The organism is Mycobacterium sp. IDUB_1, assembly GCF_055419625.1.
This window is the reverse complement of sequence record NZ_JBVAYA010000001.1, coordinates 1549447-1566815: the sequence shown is the minus strand read 5'-3', so window position 1 is coordinate 1566815 and position 17369 is coordinate 1549447. Positions and strand designations below refer to the sequence as shown.

Annotated in this window: 25 protein-coding genes, 1 tRNA gene and 2 pseudogenes; 4 read left to right on the top strand and 24 right to left on the bottom strand. The window is 65.4% G+C overall.

The annotated features are described in order from the left end of the window. Nucleotides 1-14: 14 nt before the first annotated feature. The 7 genes from ACZYYX_RS08115 to ACZYYX_RS08085 form a co-directional block, all read right to left on the bottom strand. Nucleotides 15-773 carry an SDR family oxidoreductase gene (locus ACZYYX_RS08115; RefSeq protein ID WP_463813908.1) on the bottom strand — a complete coding sequence of 253 codons (759 nt, stop codon included), beginning with the start codon at nt 771-773 and terminating at the stop codon, nt 15-17. 16 nt (nt 774-789) lie between these two features. Next, complete coding sequence (locus ACZYYX_RS08110; RefSeq protein ID WP_463813907.1) at nt 790-1209, bottom strand: nuclear transport factor 2 family protein; 420 nt, start codon at nt 1207-1209, stop codon at nt 790-792. Continuing rightward, nucleotides 1209-1958 carry an SDR family NAD(P)-dependent oxidoreductase gene (locus ACZYYX_RS08105; protein WP_463813906.1) on the bottom strand — a complete coding sequence of 250 codons (750 nt, stop codon included), beginning with the start codon at nt 1956-1958 and terminating at the stop codon, nt 1209-1211. Before ACZYYX_RS08105 ends, ACZYYX_RS08110 begins: the two co-directional genes overlap by 1 nt. Beyond that, nucleotides 1958-2929 carry an aldo/keto reductase gene (locus tag ACZYYX_RS08100; RefSeq protein WP_463814843.1) on the bottom strand — a complete coding sequence of 324 codons (972 nt, stop codon included), beginning with the start codon at nt 2927-2929 and terminating at the stop codon, nt 1958-1960. The genes ACZYYX_RS08105 and ACZYYX_RS08100 overlap by 1 nt, the downstream gene beginning before the upstream one ends. An 84-nt stretch (nt 2930-3013) precedes the next feature. Then, nucleotides 3014-3322, bottom strand: a complete 309-nt coding sequence (locus ACZYYX_RS08095; RefSeq protein WP_463813905.1) for an EthD family reductase — start codon at nt 3320-3322, stop codon at nt 3014-3016. 33 nt (nt 3323-3355) lie between these two features. Continuing rightward, a complete protein-coding gene (locus tag ACZYYX_RS08090) occupies nt 3356-4171 on the bottom strand; it encodes a helix-turn-helix transcriptional regulator (RefSeq protein ID WP_463813904.1) in 816 nt (271 codons plus the stop codon). A 96-nt stretch (nt 4172-4267) separates the two neighbouring features. Next, nucleotides 4268-4337 (bottom strand) — tRNA-Tyr (locus ACZYYX_RS08085). A 343-nt stretch (nt 4338-4680) separates the two neighbouring features. Here ACZYYX_RS08085 and ACZYYX_RS08080 point away from each other — a divergent pair. The 3 genes and pseudogenes from ACZYYX_RS08080 (at nt 4681) to ACZYYX_RS08070 (ending at nt 5725) form a co-directional block, all read left to right on the top strand. Then, nucleotides 4681-5004, top strand: coding sequence for a hypothetical protein (locus ACZYYX_RS08080; protein WP_463813903.1), 324 nt, complete (start codon nt 4681-4683; stop codon nt 5002-5004). 5 nt (nt 5005-5009) lie between these two features. Beyond that, nucleotides 5010-5387: pseudogene (locus tag ACZYYX_RS08075) on the top strand (DUF2510 domain-containing protein); the annotation flags it as partial. 131 nt (nt 5388-5518) lie between these two features. Further along, nucleotides 5519-5725 (top strand): hypothetical protein, encoded by a 207-nt coding sequence (locus ACZYYX_RS08070; protein ID WP_463813902.1) that lies wholly within the window; start codon nt 5519-5521, stop codon nt 5723-5725. Here the strand turns inward: ACZYYX_RS08070 and ACZYYX_RS08065 are convergent. After that, a complete protein-coding gene (locus ACZYYX_RS08065) occupies nt 5722-6312 on the bottom strand; it encodes an SEC-C metal-binding domain-containing protein (protein WP_463813901.1) in 591 nt (196 codons plus the stop codon). The genes ACZYYX_RS08070 and ACZYYX_RS08065 overlap by 4 nt on opposite strands. A gap of 141 nt (nt 6313-6453) precedes the next feature. Here ACZYYX_RS08065 and ACZYYX_RS08060 point away from each other — a divergent pair, with 141 nt between their 5' ends. Next, entirely contained in the window at nt 6454-6624 is a 171-nt protein-coding gene (locus tag ACZYYX_RS08060) for a hypothetical protein (protein WP_463813900.1), read from the top strand. A 103-nt stretch (nt 6625-6727) separates the two neighbouring features. Here the strand turns inward: ACZYYX_RS08060 and ACZYYX_RS08055 are convergent, their stop codons facing one another. The 16 genes and pseudogenes from ACZYYX_RS08055 to ACZYYX_RS07980 form a co-directional block, all read right to left on the bottom strand. Further along, complete coding sequence (locus tag ACZYYX_RS08055) at nt 6728-7099, bottom strand: hypothetical protein (RefSeq protein ID WP_463813899.1); 372 nt, start codon at nt 7097-7099, stop codon at nt 6728-6730. Continuing rightward, nucleotides 7089-7766: a hypothetical protein gene (locus ACZYYX_RS08050; protein ID WP_463813898.1), complete on the bottom strand. Its 678-nt coding sequence runs from the start codon at nt 7764-7766 to the stop codon at nt 7089-7091. Before ACZYYX_RS08050 ends, ACZYYX_RS08055 begins: the two co-directional genes overlap by 11 nt. 17 nt (nt 7767-7783) lie before the next feature. Then, nucleotides 7784-8335 (bottom strand): hypothetical protein, encoded by a 552-nt coding sequence (locus ACZYYX_RS08045; RefSeq protein ID WP_463813897.1) that lies wholly within the window; start codon nt 8333-8335, stop codon nt 7784-7786. Further along, nucleotides 8332-8586, bottom strand: a complete 255-nt coding sequence (locus ACZYYX_RS08040) for a holin (protein WP_463813896.1) — start codon at nt 8584-8586, stop codon at nt 8332-8334. The genes ACZYYX_RS08045 and ACZYYX_RS08040 overlap by 4 nt, the downstream gene beginning before the upstream one ends. Nucleotides 8587-8651: 65 nt before the next feature. Further along, on the bottom strand, nt 8652-9422 hold the full coding sequence (locus ACZYYX_RS08035) for a cutinase family protein (RefSeq protein ID WP_463813895.1): 771 nt from the start codon (nt 9420-9422) through the stop codon (nt 8652-8654). Next, entirely contained in the window at nt 9419-9733 is a 315-nt protein-coding gene (locus ACZYYX_RS08030; RefSeq protein ID WP_463813894.1) for a hypothetical protein, read from the bottom strand. Before ACZYYX_RS08030 ends, ACZYYX_RS08035 begins: the two co-directional genes overlap by 4 nt. Nucleotides 9734-9780: 47 nt before the next feature. Then, a pseudogene (locus ACZYYX_RS08025) lies at nt 9781-10899 on the bottom strand (glycoside hydrolase family 25 protein); the annotation flags it as partial. 69 nt (nt 10900-10968) lie between these two features. Then, nucleotides 10969-11115 carry a hypothetical protein gene (locus ACZYYX_RS08020; protein ID WP_463813893.1) on the bottom strand — a complete coding sequence of 49 codons (147 nt, stop codon included), beginning with the start codon at nt 11113-11115 and terminating at the stop codon, nt 10969-10971. After that, a complete protein-coding gene (locus tag ACZYYX_RS08015; protein WP_463813892.1) occupies nt 11112-11684 on the bottom strand; it encodes an alpha/beta hydrolase family protein in 573 nt (190 codons plus the stop codon). The genes ACZYYX_RS08020 and ACZYYX_RS08015 overlap by 4 nt, the downstream gene beginning before the upstream one ends. A gap of 163 nt (nt 11685-11847) precedes the next feature. Continuing rightward, the gene (locus tag ACZYYX_RS08010) at nt 11848-14091 is read right to left on the bottom strand and encodes an Ig-like domain repeat protein (RefSeq protein ID WP_463813891.1); all 2244 of its coding nucleotides are present in this window, start codon (nt 14089-14091) and stop codon (nt 11848-11850) included. Beyond that, a complete protein-coding gene (locus ACZYYX_RS08005; protein ID WP_463813890.1) occupies nt 14088-14450 on the bottom strand; it encodes a hypothetical protein in 363 nt (120 codons plus the stop codon). The genes ACZYYX_RS08010 and ACZYYX_RS08005 overlap by 4 nt, the downstream gene beginning before the upstream one ends. Continuing rightward, complete coding sequence (locus ACZYYX_RS08000) at nt 14429-14641, bottom strand: hypothetical protein (RefSeq protein ID WP_463813889.1); 213 nt, start codon at nt 14639-14641, stop codon at nt 14429-14431. The genes ACZYYX_RS08005 and ACZYYX_RS08000 overlap by 22 nt, the downstream gene beginning before the upstream one ends. Next, a complete protein-coding gene (locus ACZYYX_RS07995) occupies nt 14638-15240 on the bottom strand; it encodes a hypothetical protein (RefSeq protein WP_463813888.1) in 603 nt (200 codons plus the stop codon). The genes ACZYYX_RS08000 and ACZYYX_RS07995 overlap by 4 nt, the downstream gene beginning before the upstream one ends. Then, nucleotides 15240-15506: a hypothetical protein gene (locus tag ACZYYX_RS07990; RefSeq protein WP_463813887.1), complete on the bottom strand. Its 267-nt coding sequence runs from the start codon at nt 15504-15506 to the stop codon at nt 15240-15242. Before ACZYYX_RS07990 ends, ACZYYX_RS07995 begins: the two co-directional genes overlap by 1 nt. 14 nt (nt 15507-15520) lie before the next feature. Beyond that, nucleotides 15521-16492: a DUF7257 domain-containing protein gene (locus ACZYYX_RS07985; RefSeq protein WP_463813886.1), complete on the bottom strand. Its 972-nt coding sequence runs from the start codon at nt 16490-16492 to the stop codon at nt 15521-15523. Beyond that, complete coding sequence (locus tag ACZYYX_RS07980; protein WP_463813885.1) at nt 16489-17358, bottom strand: hypothetical protein; 870 nt, start codon at nt 17356-17358, stop codon at nt 16489-16491. The genes ACZYYX_RS07985 and ACZYYX_RS07980 overlap by 4 nt, the downstream gene beginning before the upstream one ends. Between the last annotated feature and the right edge of the window lie 11 nt (nt 17359-17369).

Genomic DNA, 17369 nt, shown 5'->3' with positions numbered 1-17369 from the left:
ACGTCAGCGGAGCCTCAGTTCGGATCGGCCTCGTTGAGGGTGCGCACGACATCGTCGTACTCGCCTCGTACCTCCGAATAGCGAAGGAATTTCACCCGCTCCACCTGGATCTCCTTGCCGTCCGGATCGCTTTCCAGGATCTGCATGACCTCGGCGATGAAGTTGTCCAGCGGCATCGCGAACGTGCTCTCCCGTTGTCCGGGAAGCAGATCCGTGGCCACCGATGGCGGCACCAGTTCTTTGAGCGACACCGACGTGTCGGCCAGTTGCAGCCGCAGCGACTCGGTGAGCATGTGGATGGCCGCCTTGGAGGCGTTGTAGCTCGGCGTGATCTTCAGCGGCGTGAAAGCCAGACCCGACGACACGGTGACGATCGTGGCCGCCGGCTGCTTCTGCAGATGGTCGATGAACGCCGCGATCAGGCGGATCGGACCCAGCAGGTTCGTGGTGATGACTGCCTCCGCGGAGTCGAGGAAGCCGTCGGGGTGGTGCCAGTCCTCCACACGCATCACACCGGCCATCGCGATGATCACGTTGAGATCCGGATGCTTGTCGATCACGGATGCGGCCGCTGCCGAGATGCTGGCCGAATCGGTCGTGTCGATCTGCACGGTGTCGATGCCGGGATGCTGTGCGGCGATCTGGTCGAGGAGTTCGGTGCGCCGGCCGCCGACGATGACGGTGTTGCCCTTGTCGTGCAGAGCCAGTGCCAGCGCGAGGCCGATGCCGCTGGTCGACCCGGGGATGAAAATGGTGTTGCCCGCGATGTTCACGGCAGTCCTCTCGATGTCAGTCGCTGGTGATCGCCGGCTGGAAGGCTTCCCACAATCCATAGGAGTCTTCGAGGAAGTTGTAGGCGGCCACCTTGCCGTCACGCACGGTGCAGATGGTCGCGAAGTCACTGCTGAATTCTCTGCCGGTGTCGAGGATACGGTGAGTGAAGTGGCCGACGACGATCACCTGGTCGCCGTTCTCGAACATCCTCGCGATGTCGAAATCAAGCGGCTGGAAGTGCTTCGGAAACAGCGCAAGCCATTCCCGCACTTCCTCCTTGCCATGCCGGGTACCTATCGTCGGAACATCGGACGCTCCCTGGACACGCCACACGACGTCGTCGGTGAGGCACTCCAGCGTCTTGTCGACGTCGTGGCTGAAGAAGGTGTCGAAATAGTTCTGGACGACCTGACTCGACGTCTGGGAGTTCGCCATCAGCGCTGCCCTCCGGCCATCGTGATGAACTCTCCTGTCATCCATGCGCTTTCGTCGGATGCCAGATACACGGCTGCCGGCGCGACATCCTCGGAGCGACCCAGCCGACCCAGCGGCGTCTCGTCGACCAGCGCCTTGCCGAACTCGCTGGTGAGGAAGCCACCCGCTTCGACCCCTTCGGTGTCCACCACACCTGGCTTGATGGCGTTGACCCGAATGCCCTGTGGTGCCAGCTCGTTCGAGAGAGCCCGGGTGAGCCCGTCGATCGCGCCCTTGGTTGCGGTGTACACCGAGGCGTCACTCGGACCGAAGATCGTCACCGTGGAGCTCATGTTCACGATGCTCGCCCCGGGTGACATGTACTCGACGGCCTCCTTGATGGCTGTCAGGTAGCCGTACACGTTGAGATCGAAGTGGCGGCGGAACAGCTCCTGGCTCAGGTTCTTCAAGGGCTGGAAGTCGTAGACACCGGCGTTGTTCACCAGGATGTCGAGCCGACCGAAGGCGCGGTCGGTTTCGGAGAACAACTCCCGAACCTGAGCATCGTCGCTCATATCGGCGTGGACGGCCACGGCCTCACCGCCTGCGTCACAGATCTCGCGGACCACGGCATCGGCGGCGTCCTTGCTGTGGGAGTAGTTCACGACGACGGACGCTCCCTCGGCCGCGAACTGCCGCGCGATCTCGGCTCCGAGCCCCTTCGATGCGCCGGTGACGACCGCGACCTTGCCGTCGAGTCTCGAGGCCATCAGCGCACCCCGCGATCGGCGTAGCGGCCACCCTGCACCTGGTCGCTCAACGGCTGGAGTTGGGCGAGCGCGTCATCGTCGAGTTCGACGTCCAGCGATGCGACGTTCTGGTCGAGCCGTTCGGAGTGGCGGGTCCCGGGGATCGGCACCACCGACACGCCCAGCCGCTCAGCCTGGGCGTACACCCACGCCAGCGCGACCTGCGCCGGCAGGACGCCGAGCCGATCGGCAACTGAGCGGACGGTGTCGGCGATGGCCTGGTTCTGTTGGCTGGCGTCACCGGTGAAGCGCGGGTTGCGGGCACGGAAATCGTTGGGGTCCAGGTTTTCTGCCTTCACCGACCCGGTCAGGAAACCACGCCCCAGGGGCGCGTAGGGAACCAGGCCGATGCCGAGTTCGGCCATCACGGGCGTGACCTGTTCGACATCGCGCGTCCACAGGGAGTATTCGCTTTGCACCGCGGCGATCGGGTGCACCGCGTGGGCGCGGCGCAGAAGGTCGGCGCTGACCTCACTCAAACCCAGGTACCGGACCTTGCCTGCCTGCACGAGTTCGGCCATCGCGCCGACGGTGTCTTCGATCTCGGCGTTGTCCGGGGGCCGATGCAGGTAGTAGAGGTCGATGTGGTCGACACCGAGTCGCAGCAGCGAGGCATCGCATGATCGCTTCACGTACGGCGGATCGCCGCGGTGCACCCGGTTCTCGTCGCCGCTGCTGCGGTCGATGCCGAACTTCGTGGCGATCTGGACGTCGTCTCGCCTGCCGGCGATGCCGCGGCCGACCAGCACCTCGTTGTGACCTGCGCCGTACTGATCTGCCGTGTCGAGAAGGGTGACTCCGACGTCGAGAGCGTGACCGATGGTGGCGATGCTTGTGTCCCAATCAGATTCACCGTAGTACTCGCTCATTCCCATGCAGCCCAGTCCTTGAGCCGACACGTCGAGTCCACCGAGAGTCGTGCGCTTCACGATCGATCCTTTCCAGAGGTGATCACTGCATTTACGACGCTAGTCAGCACCCGTCTGGGCACAATGGGTGCAGTGCACCCAGGGACATCACGACGCTGGGGAGACGACTGTCATGATCGGCGTGAGATCGGTGAAGTTCGCGACATCCTCAGACACGGGCCCGGATTCGGGCGCAGTGAGGGCACGATCCAGACCCGCGCGGTCGGTGAAATGGCACAGCGCCGCCGCCACGACGTGCTGTCCCTCGACGGCATCCTCGGGATAGAACACCTCGGTGCTCTCGAGGCCGAACGGCGCCCACGTCTTGGTGACGAACGGAATGTGGTTGTCGTCGTAGTAATTGCGGTCGAACGAGCTGGTGCCGTCACCGATGTAGGTGACCATCAAGATGGACATCGTTGATCCTCTCGTTGGGGTTGTTCACTGATGTCAGCTGGTGGCCGCCCACGAGCACAGCAGCGAGAGCGCCTCGGCACTCGCGGATCCCGGTTCGGCGTGATAGACCACCAGCTCCTGACCCGGGCTGGAGCGGACGTCGAAGGTCTGCATCGTCAGCGTCATGACTCCCACCACAGGATGCCGGAATGTCTTGTTCTGCAGAGATTTACGTCGAGCATCATGGCGGGTCCACATGTCGGCGAACTCTGGACTGGCTTCCAACAGCTCGTCGCGCACCGTGCAAAGGCGCACGTCGTTTGGTGCGATACCGAAACCGTGGCGGAAGCTCGCGACCGCATCCTCGGCGACCACCGACCAATTGCAGTAGAAGGTCTTGGCATCGGGTTCGGTGAAGATGATGTGCATCAGGTTCGTCGAGTGCGTCCACCGCATGAACATCGCGTCGGCGATCGGATTGCTGGCCAGGACGTCGAACGCACGGTTGTAGACGAACGCGGGGTTGAACGGCCACATCTCCAGGAGTTCGAGCAGCGCCGGATCGACGCGAGTGCTGACGCTGCCGCGCTCCTGAGGGCTCAGCCCCGCCAATCGGAACAGATGCTCACGGGCGTCGTCGGGAAGCTGCAGTACCGCTGACAGCGCGTCGATCACCTGCGGGGAGGGACTGCGCTCGCGGCCCTGCTCGAGGCGGGTGTAGTAGTCGACGCTCATCCCGGCCAGCAGCGCCACTTCTTCGCGCCGAAGCCCGCTCACCCGTCGCAACCCGTCGTTGGGCAGGCCCACGTCCCCCGGCGTGACCCGCCCGCGACGCGACCGCAGGTACTCGCCGAGACCGTTGCTGGCCATGACCAGCATTCTAGGAGGCGCGAGCGTCGCGTTCCTGGTCGTGGCGCACCCCCGCACACGAAATCAGGCCCCCTCGAAAGGGGGCCTGATCGGGTGTGGCAGGTACAGGATTCGAACCTGTGTAGGCGTTAGCCGACGGATTTACAGTCCGAGAAGTAGCAACTCTTGGTGAGTCGCCACGGATCAGCAATCGGCGCTGAACAGCAGAAACGGCACTTGGTAGTTCTTCTCAGATCAGCCTGAATCACTCCCGTTGTGACAACCGCGTGACAGGGGGAACCGTTCTTCCACCTGACGCGTCCAAATAGTCGTGTGGATCATCGAGGCGATCGACCGGGAGCTCGCAACCGTGGCCGCGGCCCGAATGCTTCACGGCGGGTCGATAGAAATCATTGATCAGCTGCTCGACGAACGGTGGGCGTTCACCGAACTACTCGGCTTGGCCGAAGCGGCGCCGACGAGGCCCGAAACCGTGCATGCTCCTTGCTGCGCACAGATAACATCCAGCTATGGGGGCGGTAACTAGGGGGATCGCGGCGGTTGCCGCGCTGTGTGTGGTGCTCGCCGGCTGCGGTGTTGATGAGGACAAGCTGGCCGAGAACGTCAAGCAGTCGATGCAGGAGGAGTTTCAGACCAATCGCGACCTGCCATTTCTGCAGGTCGAAGATGTCAGGCTGGTGCATGCGGACGGCAATCAGTACGAGGGCATCGCGACGCTCAGCAAGGTGAACGGCACCCGGCGCGACGTGACCGTGCACGTCACGGCCGACGGCGATAAAGGCATGTGGCAACTTGACCCGGGCGCGCTGATGTGGGCGCGCCTCGGGAAATGACGTCGCCCGCCGGCTGGTACCCCGACCCGTCGGGTGCGCGCGGTCAACGCTACTTCGACGGCTCGGTGTGGACGGAGCACCGCACCGCTGGGATGACGGGGGCGCAGCGATCCCAGATTCTTGATCGCGCACTGATCGGCTCGCACTGCAAAGTGCTCACGCGCTCGAGCACCGCGGCCTCCGTCGTCATCGGTGAGCCGGTCAACCACCTCGTGCACGCACTGGTCACCATCCTGCTCTGCGGCCTGTGGCTGCCGGTTTGGCTGATGGTCGCATTCACCGGAGGCTCGAAGCACTTCACCGTCGAAGTCGACGACTACGGCACCGTGCTGTGGCGCAACCCGGCGGGCCGTGTCGTCAGCAGCGTTCCGGCGGCGCGATGACCGCGCTCTGTCGACGACGTTGACCGGGAGTTCGAGCTGCTGGCCGCGGTGCGCGCGCTGTACGTCGGGTCGATGGCGTTGACCGATGAGCTGCTCGACGAGCGGAACGCATGTCCCTCAACGTGACCCGTGTGATTGTCAGCCAGCTGGACCCTGACGAATTGGGCATTGAACACTGGCAGGTCGAGTGGACCTGGCGTGTGCAGGGCAGGACGACCGATCAGACGCACACCCACGATTCGCGCGAGGCTGCGCGGCGGCACGTGAGCGGGCTGCTCGACGACCTGGCACCGGGGATGACCCGCGACGAGGTGCTGACCGTGCACCTCCGCGACTAGCCGTGCTGGTGAGCGGGTGGGGGTTCGGCCGTCGGGTGCCGGCCATGGCACTTTTTGAACTTCGCGTCGCGACCGCAGAAGCATTTATCGTTGGGTCGGATGGGCAGGTCGCGGAAGTTTCCCGTCTCAACGTTGATGATGACCTGATTGATTTGTGGTGCGGGAGGGGGCTTTTCGTGATCGATTGCCCACAGCAGGGTGGGGATGAGGACGGCCAGCACACCCCACAATTCCATCCGGTTGGCTTGGCCGCGTAGCCAGTCGGCGAGTGACTTCGATCGCCCCTCGATCGCGTCGGCCAGATCATCGACCGTCTCGGCGGAGGAGGCGGCTTCACGGACCTCTTTGAGCAGATGTTCGAGTTCGTCGATGGTGAGGTCGTAGAACACCATCTGAAGGGTGCCGCCGACGTTCTCGGCGCGGTAGCTTCCCCTCTTGGGGTTGAGGTGGCCACACGCCTGGCAGACGAACTCGCCCATCGAGATCGCTCCGCCTTCGTTGACAGAGATACCCACCATCGAGGCCCCGTCGCCCATCGGCGGGTGCGCACCGCAATTGCTGCAGCGAATCTCGGCGAACGGCGGCATGTCCGGGGACGGGTGAGTCGAGATCGTGACCACCGGTACGTCATCGTCATCCAACACTTTGGTTCCCAGGCCCCGTCCATACCGCGCATACTGAGTGTCATGCTCCCCCGACCGTTATCGTCGCACGGCCAGGACGTGCGGGTGAGGGCTTCCGACCTGCGCGCCGCCGTTCAGGCGATCATCTGTCTGGCGATCGCGGTGGTGATGTTGATGGGCGCCACCGCGTGGATGACGATCGGCGGGCTGCTGATGTTGACGCTGGCCTGCCTGAACGCCCGCGAGATCGGACACCGACCGCGTCGCGCGGACTAGATCAGCGTGCCGACATAGACGCCGAGCGCGAAAAACGACAGGCCCAGCGCCATCGCGGCGAGGTAGATGCGACAGCTGATCTGCGCGTCGGGGTCGTGGTCGGTCACTCGTCGTCGATCGCGGGCATTTCGGGGAACGGCGCCAGTTGCTGCGGAGTGAACTCGATGGGCGGAGTCGCGCGGGCGGCGAGTTCGACCAGCAACTCGTTCTGCTCGTCGACGATCGTGGCCGCGCGGCGCCCCCACGGCATCACCTTCTCGAAGCCCCACTTCTCCAGGTTGAGGATGTGGCGGTCACGCCTGACGTCGGCGCGAGCCTTGGCCTGTCGGTTGTCCTCTTGGCCCTTCTCGATCTCGATCGCCAGCTTCTCGACCTGTTTGGCGTCGAGCTTGGGTTTGCGGCTCGACAGATAGGCCAGTAGGGCAACGATGATGGCGCCACCGGAGGCGAACAGCGGGGCGTAGTCAGCGATCATCGGTTGCATCTCCGGCTTCTAGTCGCGCCTCAGCCTCGGAAATCAGGGTTTTGTCCCAGGTCTGGAACACCTCGACGGCGCGGTAGAGGGAGATGATTGAAAGCACGCAGAGCACTGAGATGCCCAGTGTGAGCCAGCCGCCCAGTGACCCTGCAGTCGATTGAAAGCTGGTGAACGAGTATGTGCCTGCGCTTACGACCATAGCCCCCATGCCGCCCATTTCGAGGCGATAGGGAAGCGCGATGTCGTCGCCGAGCCACCGTGCGGTTAGATGCTCGGCCACGTCTCGGGCGATCACCCAGTGGCCAACGCGGGCGCCCAGGATCACGCCGGTCAGCACCAGCACCGATCCGACGAGGAAGCACGTGGCCATCGTGTAACGGGGGGTACTGCCCAGCGCCGCAACATTACTCGTGAGCTTGGCGCCAGCGAACATGCACAGCGAGTAAGCCAGCACACACAGGTGAATGCCGATGAACCATGGGTGTCGGTCGTAGCGGCCCACCTTGACGATTTCGGGGTGGGCCAGCTTTACCTCGGCGACGTGCTCGACAACCGTAGCGTGGTGAATCTCGGCGTATTTGACGTTGCGCGCCCGGTGCGGCTTGAAGGTGTACCAGCCCAGCGCGAGGATGGCCACGCAGATGGCGATCGCGATGCCCACCATGACGTTCGCCCAGGCAGTCACAAGACGCCGCCGTGACGCTCAATTTGAAGGCCTCGCTGCACCTTTCGCAACGACTGCGCGCAAAGGATTAGCGTGCCCTCCATCCACGGCCAGAGCATGAATGCCGCGAACACGGTCAGCCCAGCGTAGGTGTTGGGCCCGTCGTAGGTAACGACTGTGATGACGGCCGAGATCTCGAACATGATCAGCAGCATGAATGCCAGCGCGTGCCCGGCTGCTTGGAAAAACAGGCCATACCAGTCGCGCATCAGCAGCCGGGTCGACATGTCCTGCACCGCCGAGCCGCCGTGGCGCATCTGCAAACCGATGATCGGCAGCGCGTTGGCCGGCATCGCGAGCCACGTCCACACCCAGTAGGCCGAGGTGCCCATCGATTCGCTGATTGTAGGCACTGCGGGCAGGAGAAACGTCGCCAGCAGCGCCCACGTCAGCCACGCCGCGTTGTAGTGCGGCACGAACTCGCGAACCGAGTCATTGTCGAGCTTGTTGAGCCACCAGATTTTCAGGCGGCCAGTGAGGCTGATGGGCGACGATGTGGCGAGGCTCATGCCTCAGAGCTGTTGGCCGGCTCGACCGCCTTGGTCAGCGACGCGGTGCCGCTTCGGCCGAGTTTGAACGATGCCAGCGAGCCGAGCACCGAGAGGACCGTGGCCGAGGCGCCGACCGATACCGCGGCCAACCACGGCACGCCGGTGATCTGCGTGGTGGCGGCGGTCGCCGGCAGCGCGCCGAGTGTGGCGTAGGCGAACGTCTTGACCGCGCGCTCGACGAGGTCTGCGAGGAACGGGGGGATCTTCATGTGAGGGCCTTTCTGTTGTGCGCGAACGGATTCAATGCCGATGTGGCGGTGACTTCGGGACGGATTTACGGCGCAACGCTGCGAACGATGTCGGTGGCGTGGCCGACCCATGGCCCGTACTGGCCGTGGGCGCCGACCTTGAGCGCGCGGATGATTGCCTCGACCGCCGCGTAGCCGCCAGCGATAGGACTCGTCAGGATTCCCATCACCGCCGTCACGAGATCGCCGACCATCAGCTCGCCGCCCATGGACGTCAGCGCCTCGTACACCGCGTGCATGTCGTCGCCGGTTTGACCGGTTGTTGGTGTGGTGCAATACATGTCGCCCGTCAGCGCGTAGGTCACGCACCGGAACGGGCACTCAGGAATCTCAAGCCGAGAGATGCCCGCACCCTTTCCACCGCCGTAGCATTCATCTTCCGGTTGGCGGGTGGGGTCGCCGAACGTGATGGACAGCAGGCAGTCGTCGACGCGGTGCTGAAGTCGGCCGGCGACGAGCTCGTTGCGCACCAGGCCCACCACGCCGCCGCCTTGGGAGTAGCCGCTGAGGATGAACTTGCCTGGCGTGCTGTCGATCATGTCGATGGCGTGCTCGACGCCGATGGTGACACTGTCGGCGTAGGACGGTGCCGGGTGGTCGGCCCACGGTGGGGGGTTGACCGGGCCGAAGCTGGCGGGGTAGTTCACTCCCTGCCAGCGGAACCGGGGCCCCTCTTCTCCCATGATCTCGGCGAAGACGACATCGAACTCATCGACGAGCCCGCGGGCCACGTCAGCCTGAAAGCCCCCGTCGAACAGCGACCAGGTGCCGGGTACGCCGTAGAACGTGGTGGTCACTGAATGTCGGAGATGTCGATGTCGAGGTGGTCGGCGATCTTGGCCAGAACGCGGTAGTTGATGTCGCCGTAGGACGCTGCGTCGATGGCGTGGCCGAGCGTGGTGTCGGTCTTGCCGGCCTTGCCGCGCAGCACCTCGAGGCCGCGGCGCGGCAACCACAGGGTGACCTCGCGCACCGCGTGTGAGAGCTTGTCCTGCATGGTGCGGGCGGTGTACGGGCTGGGCCCGCCTTCGCCGATCACGGTGTTGTGGTGGTTCGCCGGTGCGTTCTCGCCCATGATCTCGGCGCGCACATCGTCTGCTGTTGCCATTATCCGATTCCCATCAGTTCGTTGTAAACGGTGGTCCAGTCCGACAGCCCGAGCAGGCTGCGGAGTTTTTCGGGGGTGCCGCGAAAGACGTTCGCATCCACGGACTTACCGGCCACGACGGCGCGGTCGGTGAACTGCAGAATGTCGGGCGCACGGCCGCCGTATGCGTTCCATCCCCACCAGTTGTCACCCGGGTACAGCGACGACGCGTAGCCGGTGCCACCGACATACTCCGAGCGGATTAGGCCCGGCACTCGCGAGAGATCGGGTTTGCCAATCTGCTCCCAGTACCAGTCGGGGATGTAGGACAGCGCCACCCGCACGCCGAGTGATTCGATCGCATCCTTGACCGCCCAGAACTGCGACATAGCACCGGAGTTCGCTTCAAAGTCGAGCATGGCGGGGATGGAGTTGTCGCCGAGGTGGTCGACGAACGCCCGCGCCTGCGCCATGGCGTCGCCGGTGCGCACGTAGTGGTAGCCGGCGAGGATCAGCCCGCACGCTTGGGCCCGCGCGCGGTTGTCGGGCCAGAACGGGTCGCGGTAGTTCGCACCCTCGGTGACCTTGCAGAAGATGAAATCGAATCCCTCAGCCTTGACGCGCTGCAGGTCCATGGTGCCCTGGTGGTTGCTGATGTCGATGCCGTAGACCGTGCGGTCGGGCTCGGTCGGCACCACGATCGGCGTGCCGTCGTCGACGATCGGGCCCGGCAGGTAGTGCCAGTCGTTGGCGTAGGACGTGTCGTAGACGTCGCGGGCGTTGGGGCCAGTGACGCAGCCGTGAGATCCGTTGGACTCGAGGCGCACACCGTCGACCTCGCACCACATGTGCGAGTTCGCGCCGCCGCCAGGACCGTGGTGGATGGCGATCTTGACTGCAGCATCGGGGGGGAAGTCGCGCGGGTGTGCCACGCAGACGGTGCCGAAGATAGTTCCGGTCTGGCCGACGTTGATCGGCCGCCAGCTCTCGGTCGACATGCCGTGACGAGTCCACGCCATCTTGGTGCCGTTGACTGCAGCGTCGAGCTCGTCGACGCACAGCCCCGAGCAGTCGGTGCCCACGCTCTTGTCGAACGGGTTCCAGTTACCCCCGTAGACGTATCGATTGCCGACGCGATCAAGGCCAATGCGCTTGGCAAACTCCACATTTGCGCGAGTGACGGGCATGGACTGTTCCTCTCGGGCATGACGAGATCCCCGCGCGCCGAGTTGACGAGCAGGGTGTCAGGGGGCGGATCAGGCGAAGGCGCGCAGGGCGTGCCAGCGATGCAGCCACACAGTGGACGTGCGCCGAGCCGGGTGGCCCTGGTGCTCATCGGGGTGGCCTTCGTTGTTGTCGGGGTCATCCATCCCGAAGGCGTCAAGGTGGTCGAAGAGGGTCACGGAACCGTCCAGTAGACCGTGGTGCCGACGCGCTCGACACTCAGCGCGTCGCGCTGCAGGTTGTCGAGATCGACCCGCAGGTAGTTGATGTGCACGCCGGGTGAGATCCCGCCGGCCGCGGCGGCGTACTTGTCGCCGCGGCGCGCGACGTCGTCGAGGATGATGCCGGTGTCGGTTGGCGTCGGCTGCACGGGCACGCCGTTGAATGTGTCGACGCGCGCCGCGCCGTGACGAACACCTCGCACCGGGTTGGCCAGCAGGACGACGCGGATGCGCCCCTTCTCGGCATCGCTGAGTGCGCGGCCGTGGGCGTTCAGCCACTCGCTGATGATCACGCAGCCCTGACTCTGGCCCATCAGCACCAGCGGGCCGGCCGTCTCGCGGACCATGCGGTCGAGCGTGGCCACGCCGTCGCGGACGCAGCGACGCGACGTGTTCACCGCGGTGGGCACCGGCAGTTGGGTACGGCCGCCGGTGGTGGCGTAGCGGCGGCAGGCCAGCGCCATGACCAGCGGTGCGGCGGGCCGGAACCCCATCAGCCACGGCGGGACAGTCAACACGGTGGTCATGCCGGCCACGCGCTCTCGGGGAACGGGCCGCAGACGAGCCACCAGTAGGCGATGCCGCAGTCGACGAGGACCGCGGCCACCGCTGATACGGCCAGGATGCGTGCGATGTGCATCGTTAAGACCTCCTCGGTCGGGGGGTGAAAGGGGTTAAAGCCAGAAGCCTTTATGCAGCGACGAATGCGAAGTCGTCCCACGCGACATTGCTCACCGACGTCGACCCTCCGATGCCGAATCGGGTGGCGGTGTTGAATTGCGACACCGTGATACCGACCAGCCCGGTCACGTTCACGCCGTTCTTCTGAACGGTGATGCTGTCGCCGTTGAGAATGACGCTGATGACGTCGCCCGCCGCCCATGCCCCAACAGAACCTGTCCCCAGCACGCTCGGGGTATTGCTCACCACCTGGCCCAACTCGATCTGCCCCGACACGATGCGCACCCGCAGAAGGTTCGTTTGCCCCACCAATCGCAACGCGATCGTCGCGGAGGTGGGCGAGGTTCCGCCGATGGTGACCGACAGGACGCCGTTGGGCGAGCCAGCGTCGGGAGCAAGATAGGCGGTACCCGAGGTGACCGTTAAGGTTGCTTTCCCACCGCTGACCGCACCAGTGATGCTGCCGAATGCGCTGTAGGCCTTGCCGTTCGGTGTAGCGACGAGCGATCCGTCGGTGTCGAAGTGATCGACGAACCCCAAGTTTGTCGAGATGATGTAACTCAGGGGCGTTGACGTTGTCGACTTGACCGAATTCGGATCTGCTGGAACGAATCTGGCCGTCAACGAGTGCGTGCCGAGGGCAAGGCTAGAGGTGGTTATGGACGCTGCTGCTGCGGAGACCGTCGCTGTTCCGATTACATCGCCGTCGGCGTAGAAGGTCACCTTGCCGGCACGGTTGGACCCGACCTGGGTTGCGGTCAGGGTGACGGTGTTCCCCAGTGCCGTGGAGTTTGTGGGACTCGCGGTCAGCGTCAGGTCGATTGAGGCCAGTGCGGCGTTGATCGCGGCGATATCGGCGTCGACCTGCAGCCGGTCGATCTGCGCATACACAGCGAGGCCGAGCACCTGCGCACCCACGACGGACGGGTGGGTGTTGTCAGCGGCGTTCTTCAGCGCATCAGTGATGACGTCGCGAACGTCGATGAATGGGCGACCCGCCGCGATGGCGGCCTGCCTCGCGGCGTCGTCGAGCACGTCGTAGTCACCGATCTTCGAGGTACTGACGACGAATACCGCTGGTACGTCTTGCAGTTCGTTTAGCATCGCCGTGACCGCGTTCTGTTCCGCGGTGGAGCTGGTTCCCGAATCATTGATCGAGGTGCCGGTGACGACGATGTGGGGCTTGCAGTTGACGACGTCGGGCATGCGCTCGAGGAACGTCGACTTGCCGCCGCCACCGTTGTTGGTGGGTCCGGTGCCGCCGACCGAGCAGTTGATGTGCGCGTCGCAGCCGAGCAGCTTGGCCAGGATCGCCATGTAGGTCTCGGTTTTCGCGCATCCACTGGTTGCCGGGTCGTTGGTCGAGTGGCCGTTTGCACCGGCGCCGTACGAGTCGACGTTGCTCACCATGCGCTTGCGGACGGGGCGGGGTGGGCGTGTCACCGTCTGGCCGGCCGGGACGATCACGCCGCCGAAGTTGGCAATGTTCTCGATCCAGAGCTTGAGGAATCGACGCTTCGCGGTGGGGAAGGCGAGCTTGATGTATTGGGTGGCGCTGGCGGTGGCCGCATACCAGGTGAGCGGCACGCTCATCCATACGCCGTTGACTTCCACGCGCAGGCCGATGTAGGTGCCAGCGCCGTTGGTGGTGACCTTGAACTCGATGACGTCGACGCCTTGGCCGGTCACACACTCCGGGATGAGGCGGTAGCTGATGCCGTTGGTGGGCAGCGGTGGCGAGACGAGGTTCGTTCCCGCGGAAACCACGTCGGGGGTGCCGTCATAACGGAAGCGGACATCGCCGTAGTAGTCGGCAGTGGGCGTGACCGCAGCACCGCCAGCGATCTGGGAGGTGGACGAGATCGTCACGACGGGCGTGTCGTCGGCAGCGAGTGCAGGGAATACCGCATCCCGCCAGCCGACACCCTGCTTTACTGCGACGGCGCTCGCGGCCTGGATGTCGTCTCGGATGACGCTGGCCGCCGGCTTCGTCAGCCCGCTCCACGTTGTCCCGGCCGGCCACGTTGTCGGGCCACCGATTGTGACGCTGCCGGCCTTGATGACACCCTGGCCGCCGCCGACGTCCTGGTAGGTGATCGCGCGGCCGGACAGGTCGGCGTCGACCACGACGGGCACCTGCTCGGTCAGTTCCGAGGCGACCGCGGGCGGGGTCTGCTCGGCCAGCTCCGACGCGACGACCGGCTCCACATCGCGCCACGTCGCGCGCGGGTTCCGACGGGTCACCCGCTTCACGACGACACCGCCCCGCTGACCACCATGGCGACCGACGTCGCCGCCGACGCATACCCGGACACGAAGTCGCCGGGCCCGAGCAGCAGCCCGACGAGTTCCTCGACGACGCACGACTCTTCGGGGTCAAGGTCGATGATCGCCACACGGTTCGCCGCGCCCGCCGCACCGTCCGCCTTCACCACCGACAAGTAGATCGTTCTCGCCGACCCTGAGGTGTTGCACAGCGTCGCCGTCGCGATCGCCACCGTCTTGGCCGTTGGGCACGTGTAGATCGCCGCCTCCGCCGAGGCGAGCTGCGCCGCGACGAGGACCTGCGGCAAGTTCTGCGTCGCACGGATCAGATTCGGGGTGTCGGCCATAACCGTCTCTTCCTCTTCAAGGTCGCTTGCAGCGCAAACGCTTTGGCGCGCTGGTACTCGGTGATCAATTGCTCGAGCGGCGGAAGGATCTGGATTTTCTCCCCGTCGCCCCAGGTAGTGACGAACGCGCCGTCGTCGGTGAGCTCGACCGAGGCGACGTCGGGCCCGTCGGGGGTGATGTCGCGGTTCATCGCCCGAAGGTGGTGACGTAGGCGATGGTGTGGGCGGACGCTTCGTTCAGCGAGTCCGACAGTTCGGGCACCTCGACGGTGCCCAGCTCGTAGCCGTCTTCGCGGGTCAGGACGAGGAACCCGTCGCCGTTGACCGTGACACCGTTGCGTGCCAAACCGAACCCGGGCCGGCCGCGCCGGTAGTCGGTGCCAGGCCGCGGAAGGTCGACCGCGAGCTGGCGCACGATGTCTTCTTTCGGCGCGTCGAAATACACAGGCCGCCACGGCACGGGCCGGCCGAGGAGATCCGTGAGGCTGGCTGTGCATCGGTACTGCAGGCGCGGGATGTTCCAGGCGGGGTCGTTGGCCCACAGCCGAACTCCGGGGGTGCCGTTGCGTTCGGTGCGTAGCCGTCCGTCGACGTCGAGGAACGCGGGGAACGCGCGCGTCGAGAGCCCGGCCGGGCGTGGCGTGTTGTTGAGGGCGGGGATGGGGAATCCGGGGTGGACGAGCAATTCGAACCACATGTCACCGGTGACCGGTGTTGCTTGGATGTCGGCGTCGACGTCGTCGACGTCGTTAGTGAGGTGGTCGTATTCGAGGGTGAAGTTCAGGGGCATCAGGACTCCGCGGGCTCGTAGTCGGCGGCGCACGCATCAGCGGTGAGGCGTCGCAGATCACCGTCGAGGACCAGCCAGTCGCCGATGCTGGCCTGCACGGAGGTGTTGCCCGAGTTGAGCTCGACGCGCCACGCGTTGTCGGCGCACATCAGCGATCCGCGCCAGCCGAGCGCGATCAGCTCGTTGAGGGCGTCGAGCATCGCGGCTTGGTCGGTGAGGTGCCACGCCTTGAGCGGGGTTTGCGTGCGCTGCAACATGATTGCCATTGCGACCCTTTCTTCTAGACGGTGGCGGGGAGTCGGTCGGCGGCGGCCCAGGCGTCGATCGAGGCCGGTGCGCGCTGGGAGAAGAACCCGAAGCCGGCCGCGCCGTGCGCGCCGAGACCGACGTAGCGGTAGTCGGCGCCGAGGTAGGACAGGCCGGTGTCGTCGATGCCACGCCACCGTTCGATGCTGTTCTGCTTGACGATGAATTCGCGGTCGTCGACGTCGGTGCCGATGTAGAACAGCCAGGTGTCGCCCACCTCGGGCACCACGGGGATGGTGGCGAGGATGTGTTCGTCGTTGTCGGCCCAGAACCCGACGATGAGCTGGTCGATCTCGATGGCCGCGTACACCCAGCTGGACTGGTCGGCGTTGATCCGGCCGCGCAGGTAGTTTTTCGGATGCCATGAGGTGGTGCTGGATTCGGCGATCGAGGCGTGCACGGTGCGCACGATGTGGGTGTCGGTGGTCAGCGGTGTGTTGTGCCGGTCGAAGTGGTAGCGGTTGTTGCCGCCGTTCTTCGTCCACACCGCCGAGCCCTCACCGTTAGGCCCCCATGCGCCGTTCCCGACGTCGACCGACCGGCGGGTGTAGTTCGCGCCCAAGTTCGTGGCTGCGGCGCCGCCGAACGTGTCGGAGAGGGCGACACCGCCCTCGACTTCGGAGGCCATCCGGTCGGTGAGGAACGCCGCGATTTGGGAGTTGGCGAAGTTCGCGGAACTCTGCGCGCCGAGCGCGGACAGGTAGGCCTGCTGCGCTTCGGCGATCCGCGCCTCCCCCCACTCGCGGATCGCGTCCTGGCCGAGCTTCCCGATCGGCAGGATGCCGGCCAGCGCGATCGCCACGTTGGCGAGCATGGTGGCCCGGGCCAGGTCGCTGCGGGCCCGCAGGACTTGGCGGCTGGGCGGCTTGTAGGTGGTGCCCCCGGGCGGGTGGTGGATGGAGTCGTCAGAGATCTGGGTGACGTAACCCGGGACCGGCTCGCTCACGGGACGGGCGCGACCTCGACCTGGAAGGTGGTGGTGGTGGCGCTGGTCGAGTAGTCGTTGACGCCGCTGCCCTGCTTCTCCGAGCGGAACTTGATGGTGGCGATGGTGTTGGCCGGGACGATGCCATAGTCGGCGCCGCTGCTGGCCGGCGGCGGTACCGGGTTGAGGCCGAGGTTGAAGGGGTAGCCGCCGGCCGGCCCGAAGGTGCGGCCCACGATCTGATTCGAGCCGCCGATGCGCGCGAACAGGTCGACCCGCACATCAGGACCATCGGCGGTGATCACCGACTGACCGGCGCAGCGCGGACGCCACGGCCACGGCTGCCCGGGAATCGTCATCGCAGTGAGGTCGCGTTCACCGCCGGCGCCGACGCTGGTGGAGTTGATCACCGTTGGCCAGTACAAGCCGCCGACTTTCGGGGCGACGAGCGTCACCTTCGGGTCTTCGGAGTCCGACGTCACGACGGCGAAGGTGTAGCCGTTGATGATGTTCTCGCCGTCGTCACCGGTATCGAGGTCGGTGGCACCCAGCAGTGTCATGGTGGCCGGCGCCCCGGGCTGTCCGGCGTGCAGTACCAGTTTCAGGTCCATCACCGCGGGGGTGCTGTCCGTGGCGGGAGTGACGGTGACCCACTCCCCCGACGCCGGGGTGGGGTCGTTCCAGGCCTTCTCGTCGATGAACACGTTGCGGGGGGTGAACGGGCGGCCGGGATCGCCCTGCACCATCGCCGGTACCATCGCGGTCCCGCCGGGCGGGCCCAGCATGATGGTGCAGGCGCGGGTGGTGGGGTCGAAGTTCTTCGGAATCCACACCTCGCCGCGCCAGATGTAGAACTCGCCGTTGTCGGACCATTCGGCCACAGCCATGACAGGGGTCC

Coding starts and splice junctions, on each gene's coding strand:
- ACZYYX_RS08110 (WP_463813907.1), bottom strand. CDS start 1,209: ATGGCGAACTCCCAGACGTCGAGTCAGGTCGTCCAGAACTATTTCGAC.
- ACZYYX_RS08105 (WP_463813906.1), bottom strand. CDS start 1,958: ATGGCCTCGAGACTCGACGGCAAGGTCGCGGTCGTCACCGGCGCATCG.
- ACZYYX_RS08095 (WP_463813905.1), bottom strand. CDS start 3,322: ATGTCCATCTTGATGGTCACCTACATCGGTGACGGCACCAGCTCGTTC.
- ACZYYX_RS08090 (WP_463813904.1), bottom strand. CDS start 4,171: ATGGCCAGCAACGGTCTCGGCGAGTACCTGCGGTCGCGTCGCGGGCGG.
- ACZYYX_RS08080 (WP_463813903.1), top strand. CDS start 4,681: ATGGGGGCGGTAACTAGGGGGATCGCGGCGGTTGCCGCGCTGTGTGTG.
- ACZYYX_RS08065 (WP_463813901.1), bottom strand. CDS start 6,312: ATGCCGCCGTTCGCCGAGATTCGCTGCAGCAATTGCGGTGCGCACCCG.
- ACZYYX_RS08055 (WP_463813899.1), bottom strand. CDS start 7,099: ATGATCGCTGACTACGCCCCGCTGTTCGCCTCCGGTGGCGCCATCATC.
- ACZYYX_RS08050 (WP_463813898.1), bottom strand. CDS start 7,766: ATGGTGGGCATCGCGATCGCCATCTGCGTGGCCATCCTCGCGCTGGGC.
- ACZYYX_RS08045 (WP_463813897.1), bottom strand. CDS start 8,335: ATGAGCCTCGCCACATCGTCGCCCATCAGCCTCACTGGCCGCCTGAAA.
- ACZYYX_RS08040 (WP_463813896.1), bottom strand. CDS start 8,586: ATGAAGATCCCCCCGTTCCTCGCAGACCTCGTCGAGCGCGCGGTCAAG.
- ACZYYX_RS08030 (WP_463813894.1), bottom strand. CDS start 9,733: ATGGCAACAGCAGACGATGTGCGCGCCGAGATCATGGGCGAGAACGCA.
- ACZYYX_RS08015 (WP_463813892.1), bottom strand. CDS start 11,684: ATGACCACCGTGTTGACTGTCCCGCCGTGGCTGATGGGGTTCCGGCCC.
- ACZYYX_RS08005 (WP_463813890.1), bottom strand. CDS start 14,450: ATGGCCGACACCCCGAATCTGATCCGTGCGACGCAGAACTTGCCGCAG.
- ACZYYX_RS08000 (WP_463813889.1), bottom strand. CDS start 14,641: ATGAACCGCGACATCACCCCCGACGGGCCCGACGTCGCCTCGGTCGAG.
- ACZYYX_RS07995 (WP_463813888.1), bottom strand. CDS start 15,240: ATGCCCCTGAACTTCACCCTCGAATACGACCACCTCACTAACGACGTC.
- ACZYYX_RS07990 (WP_463813887.1), bottom strand. CDS start 15,506: ATGGCAATCATGTTGCAGCGCACGCAAACCCCGCTCAAGGCGTGGCAC.
- ACZYYX_RS07980 (WP_463813885.1), bottom strand. CDS start 17,358: ATGGCTGTGGCCGAATGGTCCGACAACGGCGAGTTCTACATCTGGCGC.